This is a genomic window from Faecalibacterium sp. I2-3-92 (assembly GCF_023347315.1).
GTDB classification, from domain to species: Bacteria; Bacillota; Clostridia; order Oscillospirales; family Ruminococcaceae; genus Faecalibacterium; species Faecalibacterium duncaniae.
Map to the genome: position 1 here is coordinate 139,936 of NZ_CP094470.1, position 25,218 is coordinate 165,153.

20 protein-coding genes and 1 tRNA gene are annotated in these 25,218 nt (G+C 55.1%); 8 read left to right on the plus strand and 13 right to left on the minus strand.

What is annotated here, in order from left to right; translation table 11 throughout:
- Positions 1-34: 34 nt before the first annotated feature.
- Entirely contained in the window at positions 35-1,411 is a 1,377-nt protein-coding gene (locus MTP42_RS00655) for an MATE family efflux transporter (protein WP_156059139.1), read from the minus strand.
- A 44-nt stretch (positions 1,412-1,455) separates the two neighbouring features.
- Complete coding sequence (locus tag MTP42_RS00660; protein ID WP_098923902.1) at positions 1,456-3,699, minus strand: glycoside hydrolase family 3 N-terminal domain-containing protein; 2,244 nt, start codon at positions 3,697-3,699, stop codon at positions 1,456-1,458.
- 429 nt (positions 3,700-4,128) lie between these two features.
- Here MTP42_RS00660 and MTP42_RS00665 point away from each other — a divergent pair, with 429 nt between their 5' ends.
- The 7 genes from MTP42_RS00665 to MTP42_RS00695 all read left to right on the plus strand — a co-directional run bounded on the left by MTP42_RS00665 (position 4,129) and on the right by MTP42_RS00695 (position 9,821).
- Complete coding sequence (locus tag MTP42_RS00665; protein WP_154277591.1) at positions 4,129-5,757, plus strand: MFS transporter; 1,629 nt, start codon at positions 4,129-4,131, stop codon at positions 5,755-5,757.
- 136 nt (positions 5,758-5,893) lie between these two features.
- The gene (locus tag MTP42_RS00670) at positions 5,894-6,445 is read left to right on the plus strand and encodes a TM2 domain-containing protein (protein WP_097773044.1); all 552 of its coding nucleotides are present in this window, start codon (positions 5,894-5,896) and stop codon (positions 6,443-6,445) included.
- A 364-nt stretch (positions 6,446-6,809) separates the two neighbouring features.
- Positions 6,810-8,327: an MFS transporter gene (locus MTP42_RS00675; protein ID WP_249257730.1), complete on the plus strand. Its 1,518-nt coding sequence runs from the start codon at positions 6,810-6,812 to the stop codon at positions 8,325-8,327.
- 115 nt (positions 8,328-8,442) lie between these two features.
- Positions 8,443-8,739 (plus strand): TM2 domain-containing protein, encoded by a 297-nt coding sequence (locus tag MTP42_RS00680; protein ID WP_249257731.1) that lies wholly within the window; start codon positions 8,443-8,445, stop codon positions 8,737-8,739.
- Positions 8,740-8,782: 43 nt separating this feature from the next.
- Positions 8,783-8,986: a hypothetical protein gene (locus tag MTP42_RS00685; RefSeq protein ID WP_005928830.1), complete on the plus strand. Its 204-nt coding sequence runs from the start codon at positions 8,783-8,785 to the stop codon at positions 8,984-8,986.
- 194 nt (positions 8,987-9,180) lie between these two features.
- Entirely contained in the window at positions 9,181-9,543 is a 363-nt protein-coding gene (locus MTP42_RS00690) for a type II toxin-antitoxin system RelE/ParE family toxin (RefSeq protein WP_249257732.1), read from the plus strand.
- A complete protein-coding gene (locus tag MTP42_RS00695; protein WP_347562940.1) occupies positions 9,540-9,821 on the plus strand; it encodes a helix-turn-helix domain-containing protein in 282 nt (93 codons plus the stop codon). Before MTP42_RS00690 ends, MTP42_RS00695 begins: the two co-directional genes overlap by 4 nt.
- A 102-nt stretch (positions 9,822-9,923) precedes the next feature.
- On the opposite strand, the gene MTP42_RS00700 is transcribed toward MTP42_RS00695, so the two are convergent.
- The gene (locus MTP42_RS00700) at positions 9,924-12,161 is read right to left on the minus strand and encodes a glycoside hydrolase family 2 protein (protein ID WP_249257733.1); all 2,238 of its coding nucleotides are present in this window, start codon (positions 12,159-12,161) and stop codon (positions 9,924-9,926) included.
- Between the two features lie 381 nt (positions 12,162-12,542).
- Here MTP42_RS00700 and MTP42_RS00705 point away from each other — a divergent pair.
- Positions 12,543-12,633 (plus strand) — tRNA-Ser (locus MTP42_RS00705).
- Positions 12,634-12,791: 158 nt separating this feature from the next.
- On the opposite strand, the gene MTP42_RS00710 is transcribed toward MTP42_RS00705, so the two are convergent.
- The 10 genes from MTP42_RS00710 to MTP42_RS00755 all read right to left on the minus strand — a co-directional run bounded on the left by MTP42_RS00710 (position 12,792) and on the right by MTP42_RS00755 (position 25,198).
- Entirely contained in the window at positions 12,792-13,394 is a 603-nt protein-coding gene (locus MTP42_RS00710) for a histidine phosphatase family protein (RefSeq protein WP_005928818.1), read from the minus strand.
- A 185-nt stretch (positions 13,395-13,579) separates the two neighbouring features.
- Positions 13,580-14,017 (minus strand): YaiI/YqxD family protein, encoded by a 438-nt coding sequence (locus MTP42_RS00715; RefSeq protein WP_249257734.1) that lies wholly within the window; start codon positions 14,015-14,017, stop codon positions 13,580-13,582.
- Entirely contained in the window at positions 14,014-14,682 is a 669-nt protein-coding gene (locus MTP42_RS00720; protein ID WP_249258325.1) for an alpha/beta hydrolase, read from the minus strand. Before MTP42_RS00720 ends, MTP42_RS00715 begins: the two co-directional genes overlap by 4 nt.
- Before the next feature lie 97 nt (positions 14,683-14,779).
- A complete protein-coding gene (locus tag MTP42_RS00725) occupies positions 14,780-15,181 on the minus strand; it encodes a (deoxy)nucleoside triphosphate pyrophosphohydrolase (RefSeq protein WP_005928808.1) in 402 nt (133 codons plus the stop codon).
- A gap of 12 nt (positions 15,182-15,193) precedes the next feature.
- Positions 15,194-18,352: a DUF3427 domain-containing protein gene (locus tag MTP42_RS00730; RefSeq protein WP_249257735.1), complete on the minus strand. Its 3,159-nt coding sequence runs from the start codon at positions 18,350-18,352 to the stop codon at positions 15,194-15,196.
- Positions 18,353-18,950: 598 nt separating this feature from the next.
- The gene (locus MTP42_RS00735) at positions 18,951-19,805 is read right to left on the minus strand and encodes an MBL fold metallo-hydrolase (RefSeq protein ID WP_005928799.1); all 855 of its coding nucleotides are present in this window, start codon (positions 19,803-19,805) and stop codon (positions 18,951-18,953) included.
- Between the two features lie 34 nt (positions 19,806-19,839).
- Positions 19,840-20,730, minus strand: a complete 891-nt coding sequence (locus tag MTP42_RS00740) for a carbohydrate ABC transporter permease (protein WP_099045439.1) — start codon at positions 20,728-20,730, stop codon at positions 19,840-19,842.
- 13 nt (positions 20,731-20,743) lie between these two features.
- The gene (locus tag MTP42_RS00745; protein WP_005928793.1) at positions 20,744-21,670 is read right to left on the minus strand and encodes a carbohydrate ABC transporter permease; all 927 of its coding nucleotides are present in this window, start codon (positions 21,668-21,670) and stop codon (positions 20,744-20,746) included.
- A 137-nt stretch (positions 21,671-21,807) separates the two neighbouring features.
- Positions 21,808-23,376 (minus strand): response regulator transcription factor, encoded by a 1,569-nt coding sequence (locus tag MTP42_RS00750; protein WP_163397090.1) that lies wholly within the window; start codon positions 23,374-23,376, stop codon positions 21,808-21,810.
- Positions 23,351-25,198, minus strand: a complete 1,848-nt coding sequence (locus MTP42_RS00755; RefSeq protein ID WP_249257736.1) for a cache domain-containing sensor histidine kinase — start codon at positions 25,196-25,198, stop codon at positions 23,351-23,353. The genes MTP42_RS00750 and MTP42_RS00755 overlap by 26 nt, the downstream gene beginning before the upstream one ends.
- Positions 25,199-25,218: the final 20 nt, after the last annotated feature.

Sequence of the window (25,218 nt, forward strand, 5' to 3'; positions counted from 1 at the left end):
TGATACGGATGATTATTTTCGGGCGGACAAGGCATCAGACCCTGCCAGCGCCCTTGTCCAGGATCTTATTGAACTGGAGGAAGAAGGTGGTGGCGGTCACGGTAGCGGCGATGATGTCACTGACGGGCTCGGCAAGGAACACGCCGAACACGGGGTTCGCGACCACATGGGGCAGGATGAAGATGAGCGGGATGAGCAGGATGAGCTTGCGCAGGCAGGCCAGCAGCAGGCTGACCTTGGCCTGACCCAGCGCCATAAAGCTCTGCTGGCAGGCGATCTGGACACCGGTGGAGAAGATGCCAGCCATATAGATGCGCATGGCCCAGGTGGTGTAATCGATCAGGGAGGCATCCGAGGTGAAGATGCCAGCCACTGCACCGGGAACCAGCATCATCAGCAGCCAGAAGATGGTGGTGTAGCTCAGGCAGAGGGTCAGCTGGAAGCGGAATGCCTGCTTGACGCGGTCTTTCTTGCCTGCGCCGAAGTTAAAGCTCATCACCGGCTGGCCGCCCTGGCAGATGCCCGAGATGGGCATGGTGCACAGCTGGGAGGCGCTGGTGATCACGGTCATGGCACCCACGGCCACGTCACCGCCGTAGCGGGCCAGGCTGGAGCTGAAGCTGATGGACAGCAGGCTCTCGGTGGAGAGCATGACGAAGGTGGAAATGCCCAGTGCCAGCACGGGCATGATGATCTTCCCTTCCAGCTTCATGTCCTCTTTGCGGATCTTGAGGATGGTCTTGGGGCCGGTGAGGAAGCGGATGACCCAGATGGCACCCACTGCCTGGCTCAGCACGGTGGCAATGGCAGCGCCCTTTACGCCCATGCCCAGCCCAAAGATGAGGATGGGGTCCAGCACGATGTTGATGACCGCGCCGATAACGGTGGTCAGCATACTGATCTTGGCAAAGCCCTGCGCAGTGATAAAGGTGTTCATGCCAAGCACGATCAGCACGCAGATGGTGCCCAGAATGTAGATGCGGCTGTAAGCCAGAGCGTAGGGCAGGGTGGTGTCACTGGCACCAAACAGCCGCAGCAGGGTGGGTGCGGCGGCGTAAAAGACGATAGTCAGGACGACCGAGAAGAGCAGCAGCATGGTAAAGCTGTTGCTGACGATCTTTTCTGCCTGCTTCTTGTCGCCCTGGCCCATGGCGATGGCGGTGCGGGGCGCGCCGCCGGAGCCGATGAGCATGGCAAAGGCGTTCAGGAGCATCAGGATGGGGGTGAACAGGCCCACGCCGGTCAGAGCCGCCGCGCCGATCCCCGAGATGTGGCCGATGTAGATGCGGTCCACGATGTTGTACAGCAGGTTGACCACCTGCGCCACAACGGCGGGGATCATCAGCTGGAGCAGGAGCTTTTTCACGTCACCCGTGCCCATATCCTGCTGTTTTTTCTGCGTTTGTGCCATGGAAAGTGTCTCCTTTGGTTTGAGCGAGACGGAGAGGGCTGCCCTCAGAACGTCAGGCCGAAGTTCATCTCGTAGTAGTTGCCTGCGGCATCACGGTAGGCGTAAGCCTTGCCGTTCTCGTCCTTCATGCTGTCGGGCATGTAGGCATCCTTTGCAAAGCCGGGCACGTCGTTGGGGCTGATGCAGACACCGTCCGCGTTCACAGCCAGCACCTCGTCGCCCTTGGGCAGGGTCAGGGGCAGTTTGCCAACGGGAGCAAAGCGGCCGAACATCACATCCAGCGTTGCGGAGGGGTAGGTGTCAAAGCCAACGGTCAGAGCGTCGGAGACCTTCTCCACATTGCCGACCTCCCAGGCCAGCGGGCAGTTGATGTTAGAAACGACCTTGCCGCCGTGTGCGTGGACCGCAGCAGCGATACCGGCCAGACGGTTTGCGCCCACCAGAGTGGTCTCCTTGTGGGTCTCGGTGGTGGGCTTGCCGCTCTCGTCCACGTTGCAGACCGTCTTGTCCTCGCAGATGTCCAGCTCCAGGTAGCCCGGGGTGGCGTTGAAGTATGCACCGGACTGGGGGCTGACCATCAGCAGGGCCACCTGGGCCTCATCGGGGGTGTCCACCAGAGTGACATTGCCCAGCATCTCGCGCAGGGCCTTGGTGGCGGCCTCACCGGCCTCGGCGCTCTTGCCAAAGGCCTCAGCGTAGACCTTGGTGCCGTCCTTCAGGGGCAGGGTGCCGTCGTTCTTCAGCAGGACAACGGACTCGCGGTGCACGCGGGAAGCTTCCTCCCAGTCGGCCTTGGTGGCAACGACCTCGGCGGCCTTCCTGGGGTCGGCGTAGGTGTCCTCGAACATACCCTGACGGAACAGCTCGGTCAGGGTGCGGCTGACAGCGCGGTTCAGGCTGGCATCGGTCAGCACCAGATCTTCCTTCTTGAAGCCGGCGGGCACCGCGTGGGTGTCGTAGTAGTCGTTGGTGCCGCGGGCGTAGCTCTCCTCGCCCAGCTCGTTGTCCAGCAGGCCGGAGATCAGGTCCACGCCGCTCTGGGTGACAGCATAGCCGATGCGCTCGGGCTCGTCCAGCATGTCAACGCCCCAGCACATATTGTGAACAATGCCGGTGTCGGAGTTGATGTAGCCCTTGAAGCCCATCTGGCCGCGCAGCAGGCCGTCGATGAACACCTTGTTGTAGGCAAAGCCGTAGGGCTGGAGCTCGATGGGGTTGCCGTTGAAGTCCTCCTGCGGAGCGCTCTTCTCGGCGCTGGGCTTGGAGTAGTAGGGCATGATGGACTCGGCATTGTGGCGGATGGCGGCGCGGAATGCCGGGATGTGGTACTTCTGCAGGGAGCCGGGGGTGGCGTAGATGTTCCACTGGCCTGCTGCATAGTGGGGGTCAAAGCCGTTCTCACGGGCACCGCCGCCGGGGAAGTGCTTCACGGTCATGGAAACACCCTCGGGGGTAACGCCGTTGCTGCCGCCCTGGATGCCGGGGATCAGGTGGTCGAAGATCTCCTCAATCAGTGCGGGGTCCTCGCCAAAGGTGCCGAAGGTGCGCTGCCAACGGGGGTCGGTGACGCAGTCGGCCATGTACATGTAGCCCTTCTTCAGGCCGCAGGCGTTCCACTCGCGGCGGATGGTGTCGGCGAACTTGTCGATGATGTCGATGCGTGCAGTGCCCTTGACAGCAGCAGCAATGCCCAGGGTGCCGGGATAGGTGGCAAACACGCCGGTGGCATCGTTCATGCCGAACACGACCTCGCCGTTCTCGTTGCGGCTGTTGGACATGACCTGCATGGGAACAAAGTGATCACAGGTCTCGGTCAGATACTGCAGCTGGTTCAGGTAATCTGCCAGATCCTCGGGCGTGGGGCTCTCGCGCAGGATGACGTGGCGGTTGAAGCTCTTCTTGACCATGTCAGAGGTGCTGGGCAGGGACTGGGAGCCGAAGATGCTGTCGGAGACGTTCACGGGTGCCTCGTCCAGCAGGCCGCTTTCGTCCGCCACGGGCTTGTGGCCGTTGGCTGCCAGACGGGGGGAAGGATACTTGGGGCCCATGCGCCAGTCGGAGGTGAAGATCTGGCCGATCTTCTCGCTGGTGGTCAGAACCTTGACATAGGCCTCGGCGCGCTCAGCCGGGGTCAAGCGCCAGTCGTTGACTGCGCTGACGGTGCCGGTGCCGTCGATGTCCTTGAAATACAGGCCGTCCTGCTCGATGACCTTGCGCTCCACGGTGCTGATGGTGGGGCCGTTGGGGTTCTGGTAGCGCTTTACACGCTCGGATGCTTTCACTGCCATAGTGTTTTCTCCTTTTCTTTTGAACGCAGCGGCCCATGCCACAGAGCCGCAGATGCTATACCTATTATAATAGGCCGCCGCGCGGAACAACTAGAAAATTTTTTGGATATTTCCGCACTTTCCTTGTATTCTTTTTTTGTGCGCGGTTAGAATACAAGCCCGTTTTGTGGAATGTGCTGTACTAGTATCTTACAATCATGTGCAAAATGACGAACGCTGTTTTTTAAAACTGTTGATTTCGCCCAAGGAGAGTAAAATTGTCCTGTTTTCCCACAAAATTTTACTAACAGAAATTTGATGGATAGTTCATAATGTATACATAAAAATCCCCCGGTTCGCGATGTGGCAGCCGCAGCCCACGGGGGACCGAATGAAAGGCCGGAGTGAGTGGCAGCACACCGGCCGCAGAATTGAAAGGAGAGCTTCTCTATGGCAAAGGTCAAACAGCCGCTTGAAGAAAACGGCATCCACAGAGCGAAAATGTGGGAGATCATGATGTACGCTCTGAACAACACCTCCACCAACACCTACATGATGGTGGTCGGTTACATCAGCTACTTCCTGATCGGTATCGTCGGTCTGGCATCCGTGCTGGCCGGTTCCATTGTTACCATCATGCGCATCTGGGACGGTGTCACCGACCCGTTCGTTGGTATGATGGTCGATAAGACCAACGGCAAGTTCGGCAAAAACCGTCCGTTCATTGTCATCGGCCAGATCATCATGTTCGCCACCACCTTCGTGATGTTCAACTTCATCCCCAAGATGGGCACTGGTGTCCGCTTTGTTGCGTTCATCATCATCTACATGATCTACATCATTGGCTATACCTGCCAGTGCGTTGTCACCAAGTCTGCTCAGACCTGCCTGACCAACGATCCCAAGCAGCGCCCCATCTTCGCAATGTGCGATACCGTGTACAACATCATCCTGATGAACATCGTCATCCCTGTCATCGTTACCGACAGCCTGGTTCCCAAGTTCACCCTGACTGCCGAGGCCAACGCTGCAGAGATCACTTCTCTGGTGGCACAGAACCCCGCTCTGGCAGGCATCGTGGAGAAGTCTGGCGGCAACCTGTCCGCTTTCTACAACCCCGGCCTGTTCACCACCATGCAGCTGATGTTCGGCGGCCTGTCTGCAGTGTTTGCAGTCTGCGCCATCATTGCTCTGTGGCGTAAGGACCGTCCCAAGTACTTCGGCCTGGGCACCACCCAGAAGGTCGGCGTTAAGGATTACGTTGACACCCTGGCTCACAACCGCGCCATCCAGATGCTGGTGGTCTCCGCATCTACCGATAAGCTGTTCATGTCTACCATGAGCAACTCCACCGTTATGATCTGCCTGTTCGGCATCATCTTCGGCAACTATGCCGCATTCTCCAGCTACTCTCAGATCACCTCTATCCCCATCGCTCTGATCTCCATCCTGCTGATGAACAAGATCGCTCGTCAGATGGGCCAGAAGGCATCCATGATGACCGGCACCTATGGCGGTATCATCGGTTCTATCATCATCACCCTGTTCCTGGTCTTTGTGAACCCCAGGGGCGATGCTTCCAAGTTTGCGATCCCCGCATTCCGTATCATCCGTCCCGACACCTGGGGCACCCTGTTCACCGGCTGGAGTGCAGTGGGCCTGATCTTCATCCTGCTGGTCATCGCATGGCGCGGTGTGCAGGCTCTGTCCTCCTCTATCGTTATCACCATGACCGCTGACTGCGCCGACTACGAGGTTTATCGTACCGGCAAGTACGTCCCCGGCCTGATGGGCACCCTGTTCAGCTTTGTGGATAAGCTGGTCTCCTCTCTGGCAACCACTCTGGTGGCCCTGTTCTACTCCATGGTCGGCTTCAAGGACGCTCTGCCCGATACCCTGACTCCGTACTCTGACGGCATCTTCTGGGCAACCATCGGCTGCTTTGTCCTGCTGCCCATCGTTGGCTGGCTGTGCAACGTTGTTGCCATGCACTTCTATCCCCTGACCAAGGAGAAGATGGAAGAGATCCAGGCTGAGATCGGCCGCATCAAGGCTGAGGCTGCTGCAAAGCAGGCTTAAGGCCAACCATCTCCCTGCGGAAATTTTGAATCCGGGACAGCGCCGCTGTCCTGCATCGTAACCGGAAATGTCCTGCGGCGGGCCATCCTCTGCCGCAGGACTTTCTGATACCCTGAGACCCGGAAGGAATACCACTATGGCAGAAGAAAACAAGCTGAACCAGACCCCTGAGATCACCCCGGCCCCCTCCGCTGAGGCCCCGGAAAAGGCCCCCACCACCGGCGAGCTGCTGGGCGATGTGGAGCACTACGACGAGGAAAAGGACGATTGGAGCACCGGTTATTACGGCACCGGCAGCCGCCAGCAGGTAACGGACGATGTGTTCCACAAGCTGGAGACCGGCGAAGAGTTCACACGGGATGACTTTATCAAGGCGGAGCTGGCGCTGCAGGATGCCAAGCTGGAAGCCGGCATCGATCTCGAAAAGGAGAAGAGCCCGGGCCTCATTGGTAAGTATCACGATTGGAAAAAGAACCGCGTAAGGCACAAGGTGAACAAAAAGAAGTACCTTCTGCTCTGCCTGTTTCTGGGCTGGTGCGGCGGCCACCGCTACTATGAAAAGCGGTATGCGCTGGCGGCCTTCTACACCCTGTTCTTCTGGAGCGTGGTGCCCTTCTTCCTCTGCGTGACCGACCTTCTCATTGCACTGCCCATGCAGGCCGATGAGAACGGCGACATCCTGATCTGACATCTTCCTCTATTCATTCATTTACCTCCTAGCGCCAGAAAGGGCCTGCGGCATTTGCCGTGGGCCCTTTCCGGCGTTTGCAGGCCCGTTCTCCGGCGCAGAGCATAGTGGCAGCTAACTGGCGTTGTGCTATACTAGTATATCAATTGATTGTGCAATAAGCACAATAGAATTTTTCACATTAGTGAAACTTTTCCCATAATCGTAAAATTGACCTGTTTCACCTTAAAATATTACTAACAGATATATCAAAAAGCGTTCATAATATAGACATAAAGTTCCGGACGGGCTGGTACGCAGTGGCAGCTGTAAGCCCCATGGAGCAAACGGAGAATGTTCCTGTGTGAACAAAGGAGAGAATGAAATGGCAAAAACCAGAAGTCTGCCGGATAAGTTCTATGATAAGGACTATGAGCACAACGGCATCCACCGCGTTCCCCTGTGGCGTATCGCAGGCTACGCGCTGAACAACACCGCAACCAACGTTTATCTGATGATGATGAACTACGCTACCTACTACCTGATGGGCTGGGTCGGCGTTGGCATGATGGTCGCTTCTTCCCTGACCATGATGATGCGTATCTGGGACGGTGTCACTGACCCGTTCGTCGGCTTCATGGTCGATAAGACCAACGGCAAGTTCGGCAAGAACCGCCCGTTCATCGTGATCGGTCAGATCATCCTGTGCGTGACCAGCTACATCGCTTTCCATGTCACCCACAAGCTGCCTCAGGGCGTGCGCTTCCCCTTCTATGTGGTCGTTCTGATGGTCTACTACCTGGGCTACACCTGCCAGTGTGTTGTTACCAAGTCTGCACAGAGCTGCATGACCAATGACCCCAAGCAGCGCCCCATGTTCGCTTCCTTCGACGGCGTGTTCAACACCCTGCTGTTCGCCATTCTGGGCATCATCATCCCTCGTATTGCTGATGGCTACACCGATGTGGGCGGCTACGCTTCCACCCAGTTCATGCACACCCTGTGGCTGATGACCGCTATCATGTCCGCCTGCTTCACCACCATCGCTGTGATCTCCATTACCCCCAAGGATCGTCCTGAGTTCTTCGGCACCGGCAAGCCCGTCAAGGTCGGTATCAAGGATTACTGGGATACCCTGAAGAACAACCGTGCCATTCAGATGCTGGTCCTGTCCGCATCTACCGATAAACTGGGCTCCTCTGCAAAGTCCAGCGCCGTCATGGTCGCCATGTTCGCCTGCATCGCCGGTTCCAACCTGCTGCAGAGTAACGTTACCGGTCTGGTCACCATCCCCAGCACCATCGTGTGCTTCCTGTTCATCAGCTTCTTTGCTACCAGACTGGGTCAGCGCAAGGCTATGCTGATCGGCTCTGTGGGTGGTCTGGTCATCAACGGCGCACTGGCAGCCCTGTGGCTGCTGGGCGATCCCACCACCATGACCTCTAACCCCGCTACCGGTGCTCTGAACTGGGGCTACTTCCTGATCCTGTACCTCGTTCTGACCATCGTCGCCGCTGGTTTCCAGGGCATTTCCGGCAACATCGTTATCCCCATGACCGCTGACTGCGCCGACTACGAAGTCTACCGTACCGGCAAGTACGTCCCCGGCCTGATGGGCACCCTGTTCAGCTTCGTGGATAAGCTGGTCTCCTCTTTCGCACCCATGGTCGCCGGTGTCATGTTCAGCATGTGCGGCTACACCGACCACAACCCCGTTATGGGTGACCCTGTTACCCCGGGCCTGCGCGGCGGCGTTGTCTTCTGCGCATACGGCATGATCATGATCGGCCTGGTCTGCAACCTGATTGCTATGAAGTTCTATCCCCTGACCAAGGAGAAGATGGAAGAGATCCAGGATGAGGTCGCTCAGATCAAGATGAAGGCCATGGCTGAGAACGCCTAATTGGTACTTGCAATTTTCTGCGGAAACCTGTAAAATCAAATAGGAAAACCGCTCGCCCTTGCGGCGGGCGGTTTTCTGCTTTTGGAACAAAATTCAAACAAGAGGTACATCGTAAATGGAAGAAAAGACACAGTGGGTAAAGGACCCGAATCATGGGTTCATCTGGAACACCATCGACCACCTGTTATACTGGAGAGAACACCGTGAAAAGCACTGTGTCAGCCGTAAGAAGTATATGCGCCTGTGCATTCTGGGTGCGTTTGGTGCGCACCAGTTCTATGCCAAGCGCCCGGTGCTGGGCCTGCTGTATCTGGCAACCTTCTGGAGTGGTTTCTCTGCCGCTATGACCATCGTGGACTTCATCATTGCCGTGCCCATGAAACCGGACGAGAACGGCAACATCTGGCTGTAAAAAGCCCTCTGGCGGCCTGCTGGGCCGGAAAGGAAAACACCCTATGGATAATGTCATGCAGTTTCTGTTCAACACCAACCACGAGCAGCCCAGCATCCTGGTCTGGGTCCTGCTGATCGTGATCGCGGTCGTGATTCCCAATTACGTCAGATATCGGATGGAGCAGAAGCGCTCCAATGATTCTGTTCCCACCCAGAACCCTGCCCGTTCTGCCCCGCGCAAGAAGAAGCGCAGCAAAAAGCGCTGAGCCGCAGGCTGGGGCAGCATGGTAAAGATGTTTTGATATTTCATGATCTCCCATAACCGAAAGGGCCCTGCAAATGCCGCAGGGCCCTTTTGGCTTGCAAGAGAGTGTGGGAGATGAGAAAACAGATTGACGACTGATAGCAAATGTGCTATCATAAGGCTGAGGGATAAGCCGCACATAGAAGAGGAACATGAATGTATACAGTCGAATTTTACGAGAACGACAGAGGCGTTTCCGAACTGTGGGACTTTTTGGAAGAGCTGCGGATAAAAAGCGCATCCAATAAGGATGCGCGAATACAGTATAAACAGATCGTGTTGTATATCCAGCTGCTGCAGGACAACGGAACACGGCTTTCCGAGAATGTGACGAAGCATCTGATGGATGGCATCTGGGAGCTGCGTCCGGGAAATAACCGGGTATTCTACTTCTGTTGGCGGGGTGACCGGTTTGTGCTGCTGCACCAGTTTCGGAAGAAATCGCAAAAAACACCGCAGCGTGAAATTGAACGAGCAAAAGCGGAACGTGATGATTGGCTTGCAAGAAAGGGTGAATGAATATGAGGACCTGGAACGATTATAAGGAGCATGTGGCAGCTGTTGACCCGGACATTGCAAAGGATATCCGGGAAGCGGAAGCGATGTCTGCAATCGTGAAAGCAATGGTAGAGCAGCGCAATGCGATGGGATTGAGCCAGCGGGAACTGGCAGCGAGGTGCGGCATTCCGCAATCCTCGGTGGCACGGATCGAATCCTTTAAAACGATGCCCAATCTGGATACCCTGCTGAAAATCTTCCAGCAGCTGGGTTTGAAATTGACCATCTCAGCGGCCTGATTCATCTTGCCATTTGCCGCATACAAAAACCGCCCCGGCAGGGCTGCTTTGTGCAGTGCCGGGGCGGTTCGTTCGTTTTTGGTGTTCAGATGCAGGAAGTGCTTACTTCTTGATCTTGATCAGCTGTGCGTTTAGGCTCTCGATAAAGCCGTCGGGCATGTTGATCATCTTAGCCATAGCCTCAGGGGTCATGCGCTTCATCATATCCCACATGCCAACGCCGGGCTTGACGTCAAAGTTGGTGGCCAGCTTGACAGCCTTGGTGGCGAGAGCCATAGCCTCTTCGTTCTTGGAGAGATCCTCCATGCTGTCCTTGATGCTGTAATAGCCCTCGGGGAACTCCATCGGAGCCTTCAGATCCAGGCTGCCGACCTGCTTGAACCAGTTGGCAACGCCCTCCTGACGCTCGTTGAACTCAGGCAGAGTGTAGCAATCAGGCTCCTTCTCGACCTTTTCCAGCGTGATGGAATCCTTCACGTCACCGGCAACGGCCAGGATGGTGTTGAAGCCCTCTTCCAGAGCAACGTTGAACTTGAACACGCGGTGTGCAGTCTGCTGGCCGACTTCCTTGCCGTTGACGTACAGCACAACGGTGTCCTGGTTGGAGTAGACCTTGATCTCGGTGGTCTCGCCTGCGCGCTGTGCATGGCGGCGGCCAGCGATGTGGACCATGGGCAGCTTGGACCAGTATGCCTGGTAGACAAAGTAGCTGTCCTTCTTGGTCTTGCGGTCAATGGTCATCAGGCCCTTGTTGTTGCGGCCTGCAACGCCGCCCTCGTGGCGGGCAGCACAGCCAAAGTCGAACATGTTCCAGCAGTGGGTAGCCCACACCCAGGGACGATCCTCGAACACCTGAGCCAGATGCTCGTGGTACAGTGCCTGATACTCCTCGGTGTAGTCCTTGCACTGGGGATCGTTGCTGTGCCAGTTGATGATGCCCTCGGTGCCGTACTCGGAGATGCCGATGCAGATGTCGGGGTGCTCGGCGTGGAACTTGTCCAGCCAGGGGCCGTTCTGCTCCATCTTGCCGCCGTACCAGCCGAAGTAGTGGTTGTAGCTCTCTACATCGGTAATGTGATGCATGGGGCCGTCAACAGGGGTGTTGGAGACGTGGGCAATGGTGGTGAGACGGGTGGGATCCAGCTCACGCACCAGCTTCTGCAGGTCGTGGTGGTTGTCCACCAGCTCCTGGCAGATGCCGCCGATGAGGATCTCGTTGGACAGGCCCCAGAACATGATGGAGGGGTGGTTGTAGTTCTGGATGATCAGCTCGGTCATCTGGTGACGGCAGTTCTGGTGAGCGGAGGGGTCCTTCTTAAAGACGCTGATGAAGGGGATCTCAGCCCAGACGGCGAAGCCCAGCTCGTCACATGCGTCGTAGAAGTCCTGGCTGTGCTGATAGTGGGCCAGACGGATGGTGTTGGCACCCAGCTCCTTGATGAGCATGGCATCCTCGTAGTGATCCTCAGCGGTCAGGGCGTTGCCCTTGTACAGACGATCCTGATGGCGAGCCACGCCGCGCAGCGGGGTGGGCACGCCGTTGATGGAGAAGCCGTCGTTCGGGGTCACAGTATAGCTGCGGACACCCACGTTGGCGTAGATCTCGTCAAAGGTCTCATTGTTCTTCTGCAGGCGGGCGGTCACGGTGTACAGGTTGGGCTCGTCCATGCTCCACAGCTGGGCATCGGGAACGTACAGGGTGACCTTGGTGCTGTCGCAGGGGCGCACGCCGGAAGCAACTTCGTTGCCGTAGCAGTCCTCGATGCTGTACATCACGGTATAGGCCTCTTCGCCGTTGGTGACCCAGCTCTCGATCTCAAAGGTGGCACCGCCATCCTCGGTGGGCTTGGGGGTGACCTTGATGCCGGGGCCGCCGAAGTAGTCCAGGTCAAAGTGGGTGCCGGGCACGCTGATCAGGTTCACGCCGCGGTACAGGCCGCCGTAGAAGGTGAAGTCGGCGGAAGCGGGGTACATGGAGGGGGTGTCCTCGTTGGAGACCTCGATGGTCAGCTCGTTGTCGCCCTCGTGGCACAGGTCGGTGACATCGGCACGGAAGATGGAGAAGCCGCCCTCGTGGGTGGTTGCCACCTGGCCGTTGACCTTCACGGTTGCGGCCAGAGCAGCTGCCAGCACCTCAACGTAGGTGCGGCCGCCAGCCAGAGGCTGCTTGGGCTGGGTAAAGGTGCGGGTGTAGACACCGGTGGTGCGCAGATAGCTGCCGTTGCCGTCCATGCCGTCCACAGCGTTCCAGGTGTGGGGCAGGGTGACCTGCTCGGTGGGACGCTCGCCCTTGGGGAAGGACAGGGTCCAGTTTTCGTTCAAGGAAATGATCTCTCTCATCGATACTGCTCCTTCTGGTTTTCTTCTTTGTTTCGGCGGCCTGTATGGCAGAAGAAATGCCGGAAACAGGCCGGTTGTTGATTTTAGTATAGCACATCAGAGGGGGGTAGGGTTTGTACAATCTTTGGGCAAAATAGTAATATTTTGTGAAAATCCAGACGATGATTCCACAATTTTACAATCTTGCCCTTGAAAATGACAGTACAGCATGAGAAAGATGCCCTGAAGCAGAGAGGAAAAGGAGGTTGTACCTCTCCGCAGAGGGCGGCAGCGGCTTCCGCTCATCCCTGACCAGAAGGCCTCTTTGGCGCTGTGGGTCCCTCCGGCAGAAAGTGTTGACGGAACGGCGGCTTTTTGCTATAATTATATAGCTATGAATATGGAGATGTATCGAAGTGGTCGTAACGAGAACGACTCGAAATCGTTTTGTCCTTAATCGGGCACGTGGGTTCGAATCCCACCATCTCCGCCAACAAAAGGCACCGGCTCAGGCTGGTGCCTTTTTTTGCGGCAAAGATGGTGCGGATGAGAACAGGGCGGCGGCCCGCAGGCCGCAAGCAATCAGCCCTGCGGGCTGTTGCTTAGCCCGCGGGAGAATACCCACCATCTCCGCCAATAAAAGGCACCGGCTCAGGCTGGTGCCTTTTTTGCGGCAAAGATGGTGTGGATGAGAACAGGGCGGCGATTTTCGATGTGCAGCACAAATCCATCAGCTTCCCAAAAGTGCCCATCCAACAGAACTTCGCCCTGAAATGTAATCCGGCGGAGCTTCTGTGCGGCGTCGGTCACCTCAACGGTGCAAAAGCGCTGCAAGTAGCTGCAAATAGCGGCGGCGTGGGAGACGACAAGGGCGTTCTGCTCCTCCGGGAGCGAATCCAGCAGTTCGTGGATGCAGTCTGCCATCCGGGCGCTGACCTCACGGAAGGACTCGCCGTCCGGATTTTTGAAGTCCGGGTCTTCGTATTGGCGTTTCCAGAACGAAGCGTCCTGCCCGGTCGTGTCGCCGGTGCGGCGCTCGGCAAGGCGGGTGTCCTGCCGGACGGGAAGCCCCAGCAGCTGTGCGGTCTGGAGCGCACGCAGCGAAGGGGACGACCAGACGAGCGAGACCGTGCGGAAAGCGTCATTTTGAAAGACTGCGGCGGCCCGCTGAAGACCTTCGGCAGAAAGGCCGGGGTCGGGGCTGGAACCGCCGCGCTCCGGGATGGAATGGCGCAGGAGAAGAAGGGTTGTCATGAAAGCCTCCGATTAAAAAAGTGACTTCAGTATAGCAGATTCGGGAAAGCAGATGCAAGAAAACGAGCCGAAAGAACGACGGGGCCGATTCACTCCCTCTCAAAACGCAACCAAATTGCAAAAAATGTTACAATTTTCTCATGAAAAAAGAAGACTGGATTTCTCCAGCCTTCCAAAAGTATGTATCAATGGTTGTAATTCAAGATCTTCTCAAGCGTGTCCGCAAACCTGACATCCTGCTCCTTCGTCCGCTTTGGGCTCCCCTTGGGGTGCTTTCCGGCACGGAGGAGCTTTTTGTTTTCGTACCGCCGCAGCATGAGAGCGTCTATGTTGTCGGCGGTGTATTCCAGACCATTCTGGTTCAGCACTCGTGCGCACTTGGCAAGGCACATACTCGCCAGCCCGTAGTCCTGTGTTACGACCACATCCCCCGGCTTTACCCGGTTCACCAGCGCGAAGTCTACGCTGTCAGCCCCTTTATCGAATACCAATGTCTGCGCACCTTCTCGTTCGATTTGGTGAGAGGTGTCGCACAGGATGATGACTGGAGCGCCCAACCGCTTTGCAATCTGCAAAGTCAGATCGACGACCGGGCAGCCGTCTGCATCGATCAAAATATTCATCGGCTTTCCTCCATCACCCACTGAAATGCTTTTGCCGTGCGCAGGTCAGCGTCTTTGAAATGTCCACCGCTGTTCCATTCAAGGGTGCAGTCTGCGCCACGCTCTGTAAGCCGACTGTGCAGCGTGCGGATATGATCCCCTACCGCAGCCATGATGGTGTTTTTCGTGCGCTCTTCCTTGTCGCCAAGGCTTAGATAAACGTGCTGTGCCTGTATCGGGTGCTGCTGTTCAAACTCCATCCAGCCCGGAAACCACACAGAGGGAGAAGCGGCGGCGACACCGTAGAACAAATCGGTCTGGGTGGATGCCCACAAAGCGAACAGCCCGGCCAGCGAGTAGCCGCCCAGAATGATTTTGACGTTTTCCGGGAGAGGAAACTGCTGCTCCAGTGTGGGAATGACCTGCTCCGTCAGAAAGCGCAGGGTCTCCCCAGCTTTGCCGCCGAAGCCTTGCTTTCCCCACACGGCAGGGGCTTTCCACGGAGAAAGTGCATCGTTCCAGCTTCCCACCGGGATAGCCGCGAGCAGAAAATTCCGGCTGCTTTGTGCGATCGCCGCCACTTCATAATCCATACTTTGCAGCTCATGCTCACCTGTCATTTGGAGCAGCAGGTATTCTGCATTAGCCCCGCCGTAAATGCGGCAAGGTCTGTTCCCGATTTGCATTGTCTGTGCTGTCACTGTAGCAGCCTCCCGAAAAAAATTTGATAAGCCCAGTATAGCAACTAAAAAATCGTTTTGCAATTCATAAGGCTTGCCAAAGTTATATCATAGAGTTTTTGATAGTCTCCAAAATGGTCTGATCCGCCGGAAGCCACGGAACAGAATCAAGCTCCTCTTTAGTCAGCCAGCGTGCAGCCTCGGCTTCTTTCAGCACCAGTTCGCCGGAAACTACTTCGCACCAGAAACAGTCCATGGAAAGATGGAAGGTGGGATAATCGTATTCAATGGTGTCGATAAGGTCGCCTACCGCGATCTCGGTATCCAGTTCTTCCCGGATCTCTCGTTTCAGCGCCTGCTGCGGGGTTTCACCCGGCTCGATTTTGCCGCCCGGAAATTCCCATCCGCCCTTATACTCACCGTAGCCGCGGGCGGTGGCATAAATTTTATGTTTCGTCTGAATATCGTCGCAGATCACAGCTGCAACAACGCGAACAACCTTCATGATATTCTCCTTTTAACCGACCACCAGCTTGTTGGTCTTTTTGAGGAACTTTGCAGGGATCGGGCGGTCCAGCTTCCATGTGATGTTCATGGGGCGGGAGCCCTCGTGCTTCACATAGTTCACCGTGCCCAGATAGGTATACGCTCCTGCCCCGCCAAAACGGGCATCTGCCTTGAACTCACGCACGAATAACAGCACGCGGCTTCCTTTTTCCCGGTGATGGATGTAGCGCTGCCCGGTGGCAGAGTTTTCGGCGGTGGTGCTCTGGCTCTGCCAGTGGAACAGGCTTTCGTTAATGGAATAATCCTTGTACATGGTGCTGGGAGAGTAATCTTTGTCCGCTTTGTTCAGGGTCACAAAGAATACGTCCAGCTGCTTTTCCGGCAGCCACTTCACGCCTTCACGGACAGTAGCAGGCTTCAAAAAGTCCAGCGCCACCAGCAGCTGGTCGCGGGTATAGGTGCAGTGCAGGTCCAGCGGACAATCAAAGCCCACATCCACCGGCTCGTCAATAAAATCAATGCGGTCATATTGATACTGCAAAAGTGCCTGCAGTTCCCCCAGCAAAACGGGACTGTCTGAGAGCGCATACAGGTTATCGAGAACTTCTTCATCCTCCCAGCTTTCTGCAGTTTTGCCCCAGAGGGTTACATAGAACATTTGCAGCATCCGCTGCTCTACCGGCGGCAGGGCTGCAAAGTCGGTGTTATCCAATTTCGGCAGGAGCCCCAGCAAAAAACGAATCCACCTGCGGGAATCCACGACTGCAAAGCGTGCAAGGGCTTTGATCATGGTCTCTTCCAAAGGCTCTGCAAAATCGGATGTCGCCCCTGCGCGGACGCACAGCCTGCTGAAGCAGACCTTTTTGCTGTAGATGGCCCGGGGGTCAAGATGGTAGTAGTCGAGGAAGTTCCCAAGTGTCAGGGGCAGACCAGTATCCTCTGTGAAGGCAGCCGCCCGCGCCACAAGCCCGGAGGTGCGGTCATAGGAGGCGCTGATATTATCCAGCACATACTTTACGGCAATTTTTTCCAGCTGAATATAGCAGCCTTTGGGTGCAGAGACAAAGCCCTCTTTAAGTTCCCGACTGACGCTGCGGGTGGTGTTCGAGAGCAGTGCTGCGAATTTCTCCTCAAAATTATACTTTTTGTTGGCCTGCCCGATGAAATCCAAAACGGTCAGGCAATCCTTGTTTTCTGCCAGACGCAGACCACGCCCCAGTTGCTGCAAAAACACGGTCAGCGACTCGGTAGGGCGCAGGAACAGCACAGTGTTCACCTCGGGGATATCCACACCCTCGTTGTAAATGTCCACCACAAAGAGGAATCGGAGCTCCCCGGAAACCAGCCGCTGTTTGGCGGCGTTGCGCTCCTCGTCAGGAGAATCGCCGGTCAGTGCCATAGACGGGATGCCGTGGGTATTAAAGTAGCGCGCCATAAATTGGGCATGAGCAATGGAAACGCAGAAGCCCAAACCCTTCACATCGTCGATATCGGTGACATATTTCAGGATGGAGTTCACCACAAGGTCAGCGCGGCGCTCCGCCACCATGCCGCTGAGGGTGTACAGGTTGGACAGCTCGTTTTTATCGTAGCCGCCGGTACGCCATTTCAGGCTGCTCAGATCTGCGGTGTCGGTGACGCCGAAATATTGGAAGGGACAGAGCAGTTTCCGGTCAATCGCTTCCGGCAGACGGATCTCGGCGGCAATGCGTCCGCCGAAATAGTCCAGAACGCTTTTGCCGTCCATACGTTCCGGGGTAGCAGTCAGCCCCAGAAGGATCTTCGGCTGATAATATTCCAGCAGCTTCTGATAAGTGGGTGCAGCTGCATGGTGGAACTCGTCCACAACGATGTAATCGTAAAAATCTGCTGCCGTTTTGGCGGCAAGCTCCTGAGAATTGAAGGTCTGGATGGAAACAAACAGATGATCAATGCTGTCGGCTCTGTGACTGCCCACATACAGTTCACCGAAATTGGCATCCTTCAGCACCGCCCGGAAGGTGTACAGACTCTGCTTCAGAATCTCCTCCCGGTGTGCCACAAACAGCAGACGGCAGGGTTGCCCCGGATGCTGTTTGCAGAAGCGCTTGTAATCCAGTGCAGAAATCACAGTTTTGCCGGTGCCGGTGGCGGCGACCACCAAGTTGCGGTTATACCCCCGAACGGTGCGCTCGGCATCCAGTCGGTCCAGAATTTCCTGCTGGTAGGAATAGGGCAGAATATCCAGGGTGTAGATTCCGCTGTGGTCGGTCTCGCTGTATTTTTCAGCCTTCAGGGCGCGGGTCAGCCGTTCCCGTTGCCCTTCATCGTAATATTCAAACTCGCTGGAGTTCCAGTAGCTTTCAAAGGTGGCTGCGATCTTTTCAATGGTCTCCGGCAGGTCCTTTCGGGTCACCTTGACGTTCCATTCCAGACCGCTGGAAATTGCCGCATTGGACAGGTTGGAGGAGCCTACATACGCCGTAGTAAAACCGGTGTCCCGGTAAAACACATAGGTCTTTGCGTGGAGCCGGGTACGCTTGGTGTCGTAGCTGACCTTGATCTTCGTATTGGACAGTGCGCGCAGCTCCTCAATGGCTTTTACGTCCGTAGCGCCCATATAAGAGGTGGTGATGATGCGCAGCTCACCGCCGCTTTGCGCAAACTGCTGCAGCTCGTCCATGATGAGGCGCAAGCCGCTCCACTTGATAAAGGAGACCAGCATATCAATGCGGTCGGCGGAAACGATCTCCTTTTTCAGCTCCGTGTACATCTGCGGCTCATGGATAGCGCCGGTAAACAGGGAACTTTGCGCAATGGAGGTCTCCGGGCGGTCAAGGTCTTTTGCGCTTTTCCCTGTAGCAAGGCGCGGGTCGTTCTGCTGCAAAAGCGCAAGAAGCTGCTCTGCCCGCTGGTCAACACCAAGCGCGGCAAAGTCAGCTTCCTCTGTAGTAGTCTGGATGGTATTTATGATCTGGTTTGCCAGCTGGATCTGCGCCTCGATGCCGCCGCCGTTATCCTGTACGTTCTCAAGACCCTTCTGCACCACATCGGCCAAATACTGCGCCAGCACTTTGGCAGCCTCCGCCGTGTCGATGGGCGCAGTAGACTTGCGGGCTTCCGGGATCTCTGCAAGCTCGCGGTTCAGTGCGTTATTGATGACCTGTTCGTACAGACCGGGGTAGAGCATAGGTGCACTTCCTTACCGTTTTCTTTTATTATAGCGCTAGCTGAGCGGACATTCAATGACAGGGATCTTCCATCAGGCAGACGTTGGTGCGTTTAACGATTTCCCACGCATTGCAATCGGGCAGGTCCATCAATTTCAGATAGGCCATTTTATCACCCCATGGCGGCTTTCAGATAGTGCAGACGGTATTTCAGGTATTGGCGGATCGCAGACGCTCGTTTTTCACGCAACAGTGCGAGGGTTTTGCTGGTGGTCCAGTCTGCCCATCTCCGCCTGCATACAAGCCGGTCTGGATGGCGGTAGCGATACTTCCTGATCGAGCAGGATGACACCTATGGTCGTGACCCCTATGAAAGCCTGAAGATCAGCCATGACAATCTGGTCCGCATGGGCTACGCCGACTGGTTTTGACTGACAGCGAGCCTCCTCGTTTGTTTCAGATTACGGCTGGAGCCGCCTGCGGACTGGACAAATGCTACAGGTGGCAAAATCTCGATTACAACAAAAATGAGATAGACACCCTTTCGGGGGAGTCTATCTCATTTTTCGTTTGGACTATTTTGCAACAGCCCCATATCATGTTCGTGCAATCGTAAATTTAAGCGTCACATTGGTACCACAATTCTGCCATACCCAAGCGTGCAACATCGCCCTTGCGGAACCCGGTCTCCTCGTACTTTCCGGTAATGCTGCCATCCAGAAGCCCCGCAGACAGATCCCGGTAATCCCGAACGATCTGCTTATCCAAGGTCACTGCATCATGTCCCACGGCCAGCCGTTCAAAAGAACTTTCCTGATTCCAGAGCTTTGTCATCGTGTGATTGCAGATATCCACCAGCCGCATATCGTTTTCAGGCTGCCGCTCCAGAATGATTGAGATATTCGCACAATCTCCGCTGAAAAGGATATGATTTTCTGCATCCAGGAAGCAGGTACTGCCGGGGGTGTGGCCAGGCGTGAGAATCGCTTTGATGGTTCGACCGCCCAGATCGATCACATCTCCGTCATTAACAGGATGCCAAGGATAGCTGCCCTCAGTGGGATGATTGGGCACCAATTTCAGCAGTTCTTCCTGATCCAGATCCGGGCAGCGAATAGGCCCACGAGACTGAATATAGAAACTGCGCATCTTGTTGTAATCTGTGGTGCCCATGAATTTTTCCATATTCTTGTGATCTTCTTCGGCACGCTCCCCATCCAGCGGATTCACATAGACTGGAACGCCGGGAAACTCAAAGACACCGCCGTCATGGTCAAAGTGTGTATGCGTCAGCAGAATGATCAGAGGCTTATCCGTCAGTGCACGCACTTCCCCAGCGAGGTCGCCGATACCGCAGCCGGTATCCACCAGCGCGGCTTTCTCTTCACCCTCGATGAGGAAAGCGTTCACCAGACGAAATTCACTCAGGCACCATGTATGGGGCGCGATTTCGGTGATCTCATGTCGATACATAGACAAAACAGACTCCTTTCGTGTATGTGTTGATTCAGCCCTTGACTGCACCGGCCGTCAATCCGGCAATGAACTGGCGGTTTGCGGCCAGATAAACCAGAAGGATAGGCAGCAGTGCAATGGAAGCGCCCGCTGTCATGATATGCCACTCAGCAGCAGCGTTGGCGGAGTAGCGCAGATTTGCAACAGCAACGCTCAGGGTCTTGAGGCCGGGGTTGGCCATGGTGAACACCTGTGCCGTAACAAACTCATTCCAGGCCTGGCGGAAGGCAAACAGCGCGATCACTCCCAAAATGGGTTTGATGGCCGGAACGATGATCTGCCAGAAGATGCGGAAGGGGCCAGCGCCATCGATCGTGGCAGCCTCGTCCAGATCTTTGGGCACTCCATTGATGAAGCCGGAGATCATAAAAATGTTAGCCGCTTGGCCGCCGGTAAGCATCAGTGCCAGACCCACCATATTCTTGGTCAGTCCCAGCCGACTCATGAGAGTATACAGAGGATACAGCGCCACCGAACCAACCGAGATGAACATACTGAGCAGATATGCCGTAGAGATCAGCTTTTTGCCCACAAAATCTCGGCGGCTGATCACATAGGCCGCCATGGAAGAGGTGATCAGTGTAAAAACCACCGTCAGCAGTGCCAGTACCACGCTGTTCAGGAAATACTTGCCGAAGTCCAACTTCTGGAAAGCATAAACATAGTTGTTGAACTGCCAGTTCTCCGGCAGGAAATTTCCGCCCAATGTCAATTCTGCGTTGGTCTTGAAGGAGCCCAGCAGAGTGTAGACCACCGGATAAAGGGTAAAGATACACATGGAACCTACAAACAGCCATTTCAGGATCTGGCCGATCAGGTAAATCACATGATCTCTTTTTTCCGAGGGGCGCATATCCGACCATTTTAATTTTTTCCGTGCCATTTTCCGTTCCTCCTTATTCACCGGTCACTGCGTCCAGCCGCTTGGCGAGAATCAGATACAGGCCAGTGACACCACCGATGATCAACGCTGCCACCAAACTGCAGGCTGCGCCATAGCCAAACTCCTGCACCACAGAGGAACCTGCGGTGATGGGGAAGAACAGCTGATAGATATACAAGAACATCACGTTGGTCTGATTCATGGGTCCGCCTTCAGTCAGAACCATGATACTCTGATAATCCATAAAGGAGATCACCAGCGCCAACATCAGGATCATCTTCATGACGGGGGCCAGCAGAGGGATGGTAATGCGGAACAGGATCTGGGCTGCATTCGCACCATCCAGTTTTGCACTCTCATATACCTCTGTAGAAATACCGGTGAGGCCTGCAATGAAATAAACCATGTAGTTGCCGATACCGCCCCATGCAGCAATGATGATACAAGTCAGCATGGCGTACTTTACACCGAGCCAGTTGACATTTTCATCGATAATACCCAGCCACGTCAGGAAGCGGTTGATCTCGCCGTTGTAAGTGTTGAACAGCAGGTAGAAGATCAACGCCATAACAGCGCTGGACATAATGGTCGGGGTAAAGATAATGGATTGTCCGGTGGCGTTGAGCCGGGTGTTTTTGCTCAGCAGGAACGCCAGCATAAATGCAATGGGCAGCGTCAGCAGCAGTTTGCCTCCCACATAAACGAAGGTGTTCACGATGGCTGTCTTGAACACAGTGTCCCGGGCAATGCGGGCAAAATTTGCAAAGCCTACAAATTTTGGGGTGCCGTAGCCCTTGTAGTCAAACATACAGTACCGTATTGTCCACAGGATGGGGTAGATGGTGAAAACAACAAACATGATCAGGTTGGGCAGAAGCATCAAATAGGATGTCTTCTCCTCCCGGATCCTTCTCCCAAGGCTTTTTTTCCTCGTTTCCATAGTGTTTCCTCCTAACGGATTATCTGAAGGCATTTCTGATTATAAGTATACGGGGATTTTTTTGAAACGTAGAGAAATGGATACCCGATTATGTTGAAAAAATTCCGATTCTTGTATCTGCTTCTGCATATTTCCGCTCAGCCGCTTTCCTGCAGGGTGCGGCGATAATCAGTGGGGGTAATATGCCAGTATTTTTTGTAACAGACGGAGAAATACCGGGAATCCGCATAGCCGGTGCGCTCTGCTACCTCATAGATCTTCAGGCTTTCGTCGTCCAAAAGCCGTTGTGCCTCCTTCATTCGCATTTCGGTCAGGTGTTCGGTGAAGGTCTGCCCGGAAGCCTGCTTGAACAGCTGCCGCAGGTAATTGGGGCTGATGTACAATTCCGCTGCTACATCATCCAGCGAAAACTGCAGATCGCTCAGATGTTCTCCCATGATCTCATCGATCCGGGACACCAGTTCCTGTCCAGGATTCTTTTTCTCTTCTGCAGCACGGCACAGGAGAAGAAGATTTTTAAAGCATTCCTGCAATTCCTCCAGGGTTCCGGCCTCCATGATCTCCTGATGGCAGGCCTTATATTCCACGTAGGTGATGGGGTTTTGTCCCCGGCGCTTCTTCAATACGGAAAGGCACATGTCCAGAACTGCCATTTTGATGTATGCTGCATCCACTACTCCATGGGGGTAGAACCAACTCAGAACTCCGTCTACTGCCCCTGCAATGGCCTCCGCATCTCCTCCGGCCACCGTCAGTGCCACTTGCTCTGTCAGATGGGGGTCGATCTCAAGGCAGGCTGTTACCCGCGTCAGCAGCACGTCAGAGATGGTGCGCACCGGCGGAGCCATTTCATAGAAAGAATACTCCGCTGCTTCTTTTGCCTCGTGACCGGATTTTTCCAACTTGTAGATATTGTCCTTGATCCCTCCCAGAAAAAAGTGGACCGTTTGATTCCATTTGCGCCGGATCGCCACCACCACAGCCGTCAGTTCACGGGTCAGCAAAAGCGCCGCCGCGGCATTGGTCACTTCCTGGTGGATGGAGAACACAATGAAAGACATTCCTTCCACAGAATGGTTCAGAACATAAGCATCCAGCTTTTTTTCAAAGCGCTGGTTCAACAGTGCGGGCAGTTCCTGCCGTATCTCGGGGCCGCCCTGAAACAGTGCGACCAGATAACGGTCGCTTCCGATGCAGAACTGTTGTAACTCTTTCATTTCTTCTGAAGCAAGCTCCCCTGCACTGGCTCGCCACATAAGTTCCCGGATCTTCTGTTCCTGGTGCAGCCGTTGCTGCATCTGCTGCACCCGATCCTGCCACTGTTGTTGACGCTGGGTCAACTCTGCTGCAAAGGCATCCAGCCGTTGGATCAGAAGTTCTGTGTCCAGCGGCTTTAACAAATAATCTGATACCCCCAGCCGCATTCCCTGCACGGCGTATTCAAAATCATCGTAGCCGCTCAGGATCAGGAGTTTTGCATCCGGAAGTTCCTCCTTGATCTTTTCCAGAAACTCCAATCCGTTTACATGAGGCATGGTGATGTCGGTCATAATGCAGTCCGGTAGAAATCGTTCTGCCATTGCCAAGGCTTCTTTGCCGTCGCGAGCCGCCCCTACCACCTGCCACTCCGGGCAGCGTCTGGTAATAAACTGCCTTACCCCCTCCCGGATATTCGGTTCATCATCTGCGATCAAAATCTGAAACATCCCACTCCGTCCTTTCCGGAATATACTTTGGCAGATGAATGACTGCCTCTGTCCATTCTCCTGTACAACTCCTGAGCTCCAAACCATAGTCGCGGCCAAAATAGAGCCTGATCCGCTCGTTGACATTGAAGATGCCGTAACCACCATCGCTGACCGTTACGCCCCGCTTCAGATCTGCATTCAGGATCGTCAGTGTCTCTTGCGAGATTCCCAGCCCGTCATCACGGACACAGAGATAGACCCCCCCTGGTTCTTCGCCTGCTGTAATAAGAATGGTGCCTTTCCGGTCCGATTCCTTGATCCCGTGATAAATAGAATTCTCCGCCAGAGGCTGTATCAGCAATTTGACCGTGTAGAGCTTTTTCAGTTCCTCCGGGATCCGGATCTGATAATCCAATCGATCGCCATACCGCATCTTCTGGATGTCTAGATAACTGCGCACATGGCAGATCTCTTGCTCCAGCGGAATGATCTCCCGCCCCCGGCTGAGGCCGATGCGGAAAAAATTTGCCAGATCACGCACCAGCTGGCTGATGTCCTCCGCTCCTGCGGCCTCTGCCTTCCACCGGATGGAGTCCAGCGTGTTATACAAAAAATGCGGGTTGATCTGGGCCTGCAAAGCCTGCAGTTCCGCTCGGCGTTTCAGCCGTTGCTCCAGTTCAATGGCATCATTCTTTTCCTCGAGCTGGTGGCTGTATTGCTTCTCCCTGTCCAGCATCTCATTGCTGCTCCGGAGCATCTGGTTGTAGCTTTTTGTCAGCAATGCGATCTCATCGTTGCCTTCATAGCAGAACTCCTGCCTCACATTCTGGCAATTGATCAACTCCCGCAAGGGGGCTGTGAACCAATGGAGCATCAGCAGGCACACTATCCCTGTTACCATGATCAGTGTCCCGCCTTCCACAAGCAGCAGCTGCAGATAGGATCGGGATTCTTCCCGTGCTGTGGTAGATGCCTGCAGACACACGATGGTCCACGGTGTTACCGATACCTTGCGGGCGACACCGTAATACCTTTTTCCGTCTAATCTAACATCCAAAACTGTATTTTTTGCGGCGGTCAGCCGACTCAACAGCTCCGGTTCCCTCATCAACTCTTCCGCTGCGGCATTCACACAGGTCACGGGGTTGCCTTCCTGATCCAGCACAAGGATCGCCGATTCCGCTTCGGGAACGATTTTTCGGATCAGTGCCTGAATCTCCTTACAGTCCAGATTTACCACTAAAATGCATTTCCGGGTGGCAGAATACACCTGCGCTGAGGAGATACTGAATCGATAGAGCACTGGTACCACCCATTTCCGGGAGCGGAAGATCTCGTCATTGCGGACGGTGCAGAACTCCAGAAATGAATTTCCTTCCCGGATCTCGGACCACAGCGCAACTTTTTCCAGTGAAAACCCCGGAGTCAACAGGGTGCTGCCGTCCGTAAATGCACCATAATCCGTGTAGAGATACAGATCGCTGATCAGACTGTCGGACACCTTTTTTGTGGATAGGGGTGCAGCGAGATTGGACATTGCCACGCTGTAGGCTGCCGCATTGGGGTTTGCAAAGTAATTTGCCAAAATGCTGTCCAGCCCCGATTCAGCCTTAAAATAAAGCAGCCGCTCGATGCTCCCGCTAACGCGGGTGGACAGATAGTTCTCTGTCTGTTCCGCTGTTCGCAGAACGGTCTCTTCCATATTCTCCTCGATCGTGTCGTTGATATGGCGGTTCAGGATGATCTGATTCAGGGTGATGGCAACCAGAAAGATCACGGTGATGGTGGCAGTGACCTTCAGAACGATCGAACCATTGTGATGATGCGTGTGATTGTTCATACAGCTTCTTTCTTCTCAGA

Coding starts and splice junctions, on each gene's coding strand:
- MTP42_RS00690 (WP_249257732.1), top strand. CDS start 9,181: ATGTATACAGTCGAATTTTACGAGAACGACAGAGGCGTTTCCGAACTG.
- MTP42_RS00665 (WP_154277591.1), top strand. CDS start 4,129: ATGGCAAAGGTCAAACAGCCGCTTGAAGAAAACGGCATCCACAGAGCG.
- MTP42_RS00740 (WP_099045439.1), bottom strand. CDS start 20,730: ATGGCACGGAAAAAATTAAAATGGTCGGATATGCGCCCCTCGGAAAAA.
- MTP42_RS00750 (WP_163397090.1), bottom strand. CDS start 23,376: ATGTTTCAGATTTTGATCGCAGATGATGAACCGAATATCCGGGAGGGG.
- MTP42_RS00675 (WP_249257730.1), top strand. CDS start 6,810: ATGGCAAAAACCAGAAGTCTGCCGGATAAGTTCTATGATAAGGACTAT.
- MTP42_RS00660 (WP_098923902.1), bottom strand. CDS start 3,699: ATGGCAGTGAAAGCATCCGAGCGTGTAAAGCGCTACCAGAACCCCAAC.
- MTP42_RS00700 (WP_249257733.1), bottom strand. CDS start 12,161: ATGAGAGAGATCATTTCCTTGAACGAAAACTGGACCCTGTCCTTCCCC.
- MTP42_RS00685 (WP_005928830.1), top strand. CDS start 8,783: ATGGATAATGTCATGCAGTTTCTGTTCAACACCAACCACGAGCAGCCC.
- MTP42_RS00695 (WP_347562940.1), top strand. CDS start 9,540: ATGAATATGAGGACCTGGAACGATTATAAGGAGCATGTGGCAGCTGTT.
- MTP42_RS00680 (WP_249257731.1), top strand. CDS start 8,443: ATGGAAGAAAAGACACAGTGGGTAAAGGACCCGAATCATGGGTTCATC.
- MTP42_RS00670 (WP_097773044.1), top strand. CDS start 5,894: ATGGCAGAAGAAAACAAGCTGAACCAGACCCCTGAGATCACCCCGGCC.
- MTP42_RS00730 (WP_249257735.1), bottom strand. CDS start 18,352: ATGCTCTACCCCGGTCTGTACGAACAGGTCATCAATAACGCACTGAAC.
- MTP42_RS00710 (WP_005928818.1), bottom strand. CDS start 13,394: ATGACAACCCTTCTTCTCCTGCGCCATTCCATCCCGGAGCGCGGCGGT.
- MTP42_RS00715 (WP_249257734.1), bottom strand. CDS start 14,017: ATGAATATTTTGATCGATGCAGACGGCTGCCCGGTCGTCGATCTGACT.
- MTP42_RS00755 (WP_249257736.1), bottom strand. CDS start 25,198: ATGAACAATCACACGCATCATCACAATGGTTCGATCGTTCTGAAGGTC.
- MTP42_RS00725 (WP_005928808.1), bottom strand. CDS start 15,181: ATGAAGGTTGTTCGCGTTGTTGCAGCTGTGATCTGCGACGATATTCAG.
- MTP42_RS00735 (WP_005928799.1), bottom strand. CDS start 19,805: ATGTATCGACATGAGATCACCGAAATCGCGCCCCATACATGGTGCCTG.
- MTP42_RS00745 (WP_005928793.1), bottom strand. CDS start 21,670: ATGGAAACGAGGAAAAAAAGCCTTGGGAGAAGGATCCGGGAGGAGAAG.
- MTP42_RS00655 (WP_156059139.1), bottom strand. CDS start 1,411: ATGGCACAAACGCAGAAAAAACAGCAGGATATGGGCACGGGTGACGTG.
- MTP42_RS00720 (WP_249258325.1), bottom strand. CDS start 14,682: ATGCAAATCGGGAACAGACCTTGCCGCATTTACGGCGGGGCTAATGCA.